This is a genomic window from Mesorhizobium sp. M7A.F.Ca.CA.003.01.2.1, assembly GCF_003998945.1.
GTDB lineage: Bacteria > Pseudomonadota > Alphaproteobacteria > Rhizobiales > Rhizobiaceae > Mesorhizobium > Mesorhizobium ciceri.
The window spans coordinates 1-3,060 of the sequence record NZ_RZRA01000707.1 but is presented as its reverse complement, the minus strand read 5'-3'; the positions used below and the strand labels follow the sequence as shown (position 1 = coordinate 3,060).

Here is a 3,060-nt window from a genome sequence, read left to right as displayed (position 1 = left end):
GAGACAGAGTACGGCCAGCCGCGTGCCAAGGGCCAGCCGGCCGGTTTCGAGGGTGTCGGCATTGTCGTCGCCAGCGGGGACGAGCCCTATCCCAAAAGCCTGATCGGCAAGCGCGTGGCCTTTGCCACCGGCGTCACCAACTGGGGCTCGTGGGCCGACTATGCCGTCGCCGAGGCGGCTGCCTGCATCCCGCTGCTCGACACCGTTCGCGACGAGGACGGTGCGGCGATGATCGTCAACCCGCTCACGGCGCTCGCCATGTTCGACATCGTCAAGGAGGAAGGCGAGAAGGCCTTCGTCATGACCGCCGGCGCCAGCCAGCTCTGCAAGCTGATCATCGGCCTGGCCAGCGAAGAGGGTTTCCGGCCGATCGTCACCGTGCGCCGCGACGACCAGATCGCGGCTCTGAATGCGCTTGGCGCGGCGCACGTGCTCAATGAAAGGGCGCCGGATTTCAAGGCGGCGCTGCGCGAGGTGATGAAGGCCGAACAGCCGCGCATCTTCCTTGACGCGGTAACCGGGCCGCTTGCCTCCGCCATCTTCGACGTCATGCCGAAGCGGTCGCGCTGGATCATTTATGGGCGGCTCGATCCCGAAGCCACCGTTATCCGCGAGCCCGGCCAACTGATCTTCCAGCACAAGCATATCGAAGGGTTTTGGCTGAGTGAGTGGATGCGCCAGTTCCGCGACCGTCGCGGCCCGGCGATCCTGGAAGCGCAGAAGCGTTTTTCCGATGGGCGCTGGTCGACCGACGTGACGGCGGTGGTGCCGCTTGCCGAAGCAATGGCGCGGCTGCCAGCCGAACTGGCCAAACCCAACGGCAAGGTGTTCATCCGGCCTTGAACGAAATGGCTGGCGAGCGAAGTCCAGTTACTGCAAAAAAGGGGCTGCTTGTGAGAACAGGCTGCCGAAAAGTTCCCGCCGTTTTGGCGCAAGGCGATGACGAACGATCCCGGTACGAATTACTTTCTCAAGAAATATTCGGCCCCGCTGGATGATCCTGCCGGGACTGCGGTCAGGAACATCATGCTGGCGCGGGTCGTCGGCGCCGAATGTCAGGCCTCCAGACTCAACAAGGCCAAGATCAAAGCCTATCGCGACAGGATGATCGGGCCGCTCATGCCTGAGCAACTCAAAACAGCTGCATTTGAAGGTGGCAGTGCGTTGCGCAGTTTCAACTACCAGGATCTCGCTCACCTCTGTGCCGGCATCGACTATCAGTTCGGGCCGAAAGGCGTGCTGATTCCGGGGGCTGTTCTTGCTGGTAAGGGCGAGCCGAAATATCCCTTTGATCCGCGCAACCCCTATTTTCGTTTGCCCGAATTCACTGACGATTAGTCAGGTCGCCAGCCTCGGACGGCAGCCATGAAGGTGGGAACGCATATTCGAGGCGAAGGAGGTGCGGCCCTGACGTTCGTCAGCCCCCTATGCCACGCCACTTCGTCCGTGATATGCCGCCGCCATCGAATGCCGGGACAGGCTGGACTGATCCAGTTCCGGGATTGTGTGGAGCGCCTTGATGACGATTTCCAAGCCGGTTTTCGACCGTTTGGGGTTTGGCCTGTGGATCGGAGCGTTCCTGGTCGTTCTTGCCCTGGTCCTGTGGTCACCGCACACGCGGACGGTATGGCAGGCCTATATCGACGGCAGCGTGGCGCTTCAGGCCGGTCTGCCGCTCTACGACACCCAGTCCGAGATGGGGTATCTCTACGCGCCGGCCTTTGCCGCGCTCTACACTCCAATAGTCAAGCTTGGTCCGCATCTGGGCGGCTTGGTTTGGCATTCCATTGGCTTTGCGGTGCTGACCTACGCCGCGATGCGGCAGGTGCGCAAGCTCGGCGGCGGCGAACTGACATGGCTGCTTTCTTTCGGTCTTTTCCTCGCTTTGCCGATGGCGGTGGGGGCGATCCGCAACGGCCAGGCGACGATCCTTTTGACCGGCGCTTGCTGGCTTCTCACCCTGTCGGCGCTGGAAGGGCGGCGGGCGGAGACGTTCTTCTGGGCTTCGCTTGCCATCATCGCCAAGCCGACCGCGATCATAATGCTGTTGTTGGTAGGAGCCCTTCGGCTCCGGCTGATACCGGTGCTGGTGCTGGCGCTGCTGTTCGTGCTGGCACTGCCTTACGCTTTTGCTCCCGCCGGCTATCTCAACGATCAGCATCGTGTCTTCATCCAGATGCTGACCTCCATGGCCGTCGACAACACCAGCCATTTCGTGCCCACCGATTTCACGGCACCGTTCACCACGATAGGACTGCCGATACCGGAATTCGGCGCAACGATCGTGCGCATGGTCATGGCCCTGTTTACGCTTTCTGCCGTCATCTGGTTCGACCGCAGGCTCGAACAGGGAAAGGCGGCGCTGGCGATCTTCCTGACAGCCACTTTCTACATGTGCGTCTTCAACCCGCGCGTCGAGCCAAACACCTTTGCCATGATCGCGGTACCAGCCGGTCTTGCCATCGCCCTGTTGTGGCGTGAAGAACGGGGCGGCGTCCTTGCCTCGGTGCTGTCGACGACGCTGTTCGTGACCGGGTTGAGCGGCGTCGAGCGCCATGTGCACGATTTCCTCTTCCCCTGGTTCCGGCCGGTCGCCGTCACTTTTATCGCCGGTTCGCTGATCTGGTGGTTCTGGGCCAAGGCACGGGAAAAGGTGGTGAATGCGGGAGTCGCCAATGGTTGAGTTGCGGCCGAGCCTCGATATCGTCGCACCGTTCTTCAACGAGGCGGCATCGGCATCGGCCTTCGCGCGCCTGCTGGGCGAGCTCGAAGTGGCCGTGGCACAACGCTTCGGCATGACCGTACACAAGATCCTGGTCGATGACGGCAGTCGTGACGATGGCGCCGTGCGGTTTTCGCAAGCGCTGACGGGGTCGTGGGAGATCGTGCGCCTCAGCCGCAATTTCGGCAAGGAAGTCGCGGTGCTCGCCGGCCTCGACCAGTCGCGCGGCGACATGGTGCTGATCATGGACGCCGACCTCCAGCATTCCCTGGACATCAGCCTGAAGCTGATCGCCGAGCTGGTGGACCATCCGGACATCGACGTCGTCTATGCGCAGA

Annotated in this window: 4 protein-coding genes; all 4 read left to right on the top strand. The window is 62.2% G+C overall.

Annotated elements, in window-relative coordinates; genetic code table 11:
- A partial coding sequence (locus EN969_RS24085) for a zinc-binding dehydrogenase (RefSeq protein WP_127419454.1) occupies window positions 1-843 on the top strand: 843 nt, incomplete at its 5' end.
- A 96-nt stretch (window positions 844-939) separates the two neighbouring features.
- Complete coding sequence (locus EN969_RS24080) at window positions 940-1,338, top strand: hypothetical protein (protein WP_013529672.1); 399 nt, start codon at window positions 940-942, stop codon at window positions 1,336-1,338.
- 181 nt (window positions 1,339-1,519) lie between these two features.
- Window positions 1,520-2,683 (top strand): glycosyltransferase 87 family protein, encoded by a 1,164-nt coding sequence (locus EN969_RS24075; protein ID WP_063168967.1) that lies wholly within the window; start codon window positions 1,520-1,522, stop codon window positions 2,681-2,683.
- Window positions 2,676-3,060 (top strand): glycosyltransferase (locus EN969_RS24070; RefSeq protein ID WP_127419453.1); only part of this gene is annotated, 385 nt, incomplete at its 3' end. The genes EN969_RS24075 and EN969_RS24070, both read left to right, overlap by 8 nt.

Bases quoted from the DNA above. Each gene is read 5' to 3' on its own strand.
- EN969_RS24075 (WP_063168967.1), top strand. From the start codon at position 1,520: ATGACGATTTCCAAGCCGGTTTTCGACCGTTTGGGGTTTGGCCTGTGG.
- EN969_RS24080 (WP_013529672.1), top strand. From the start codon at position 940: ATGACGAACGATCCCGGTACGAATTACTTTCTCAAGAAATATTCGGCC.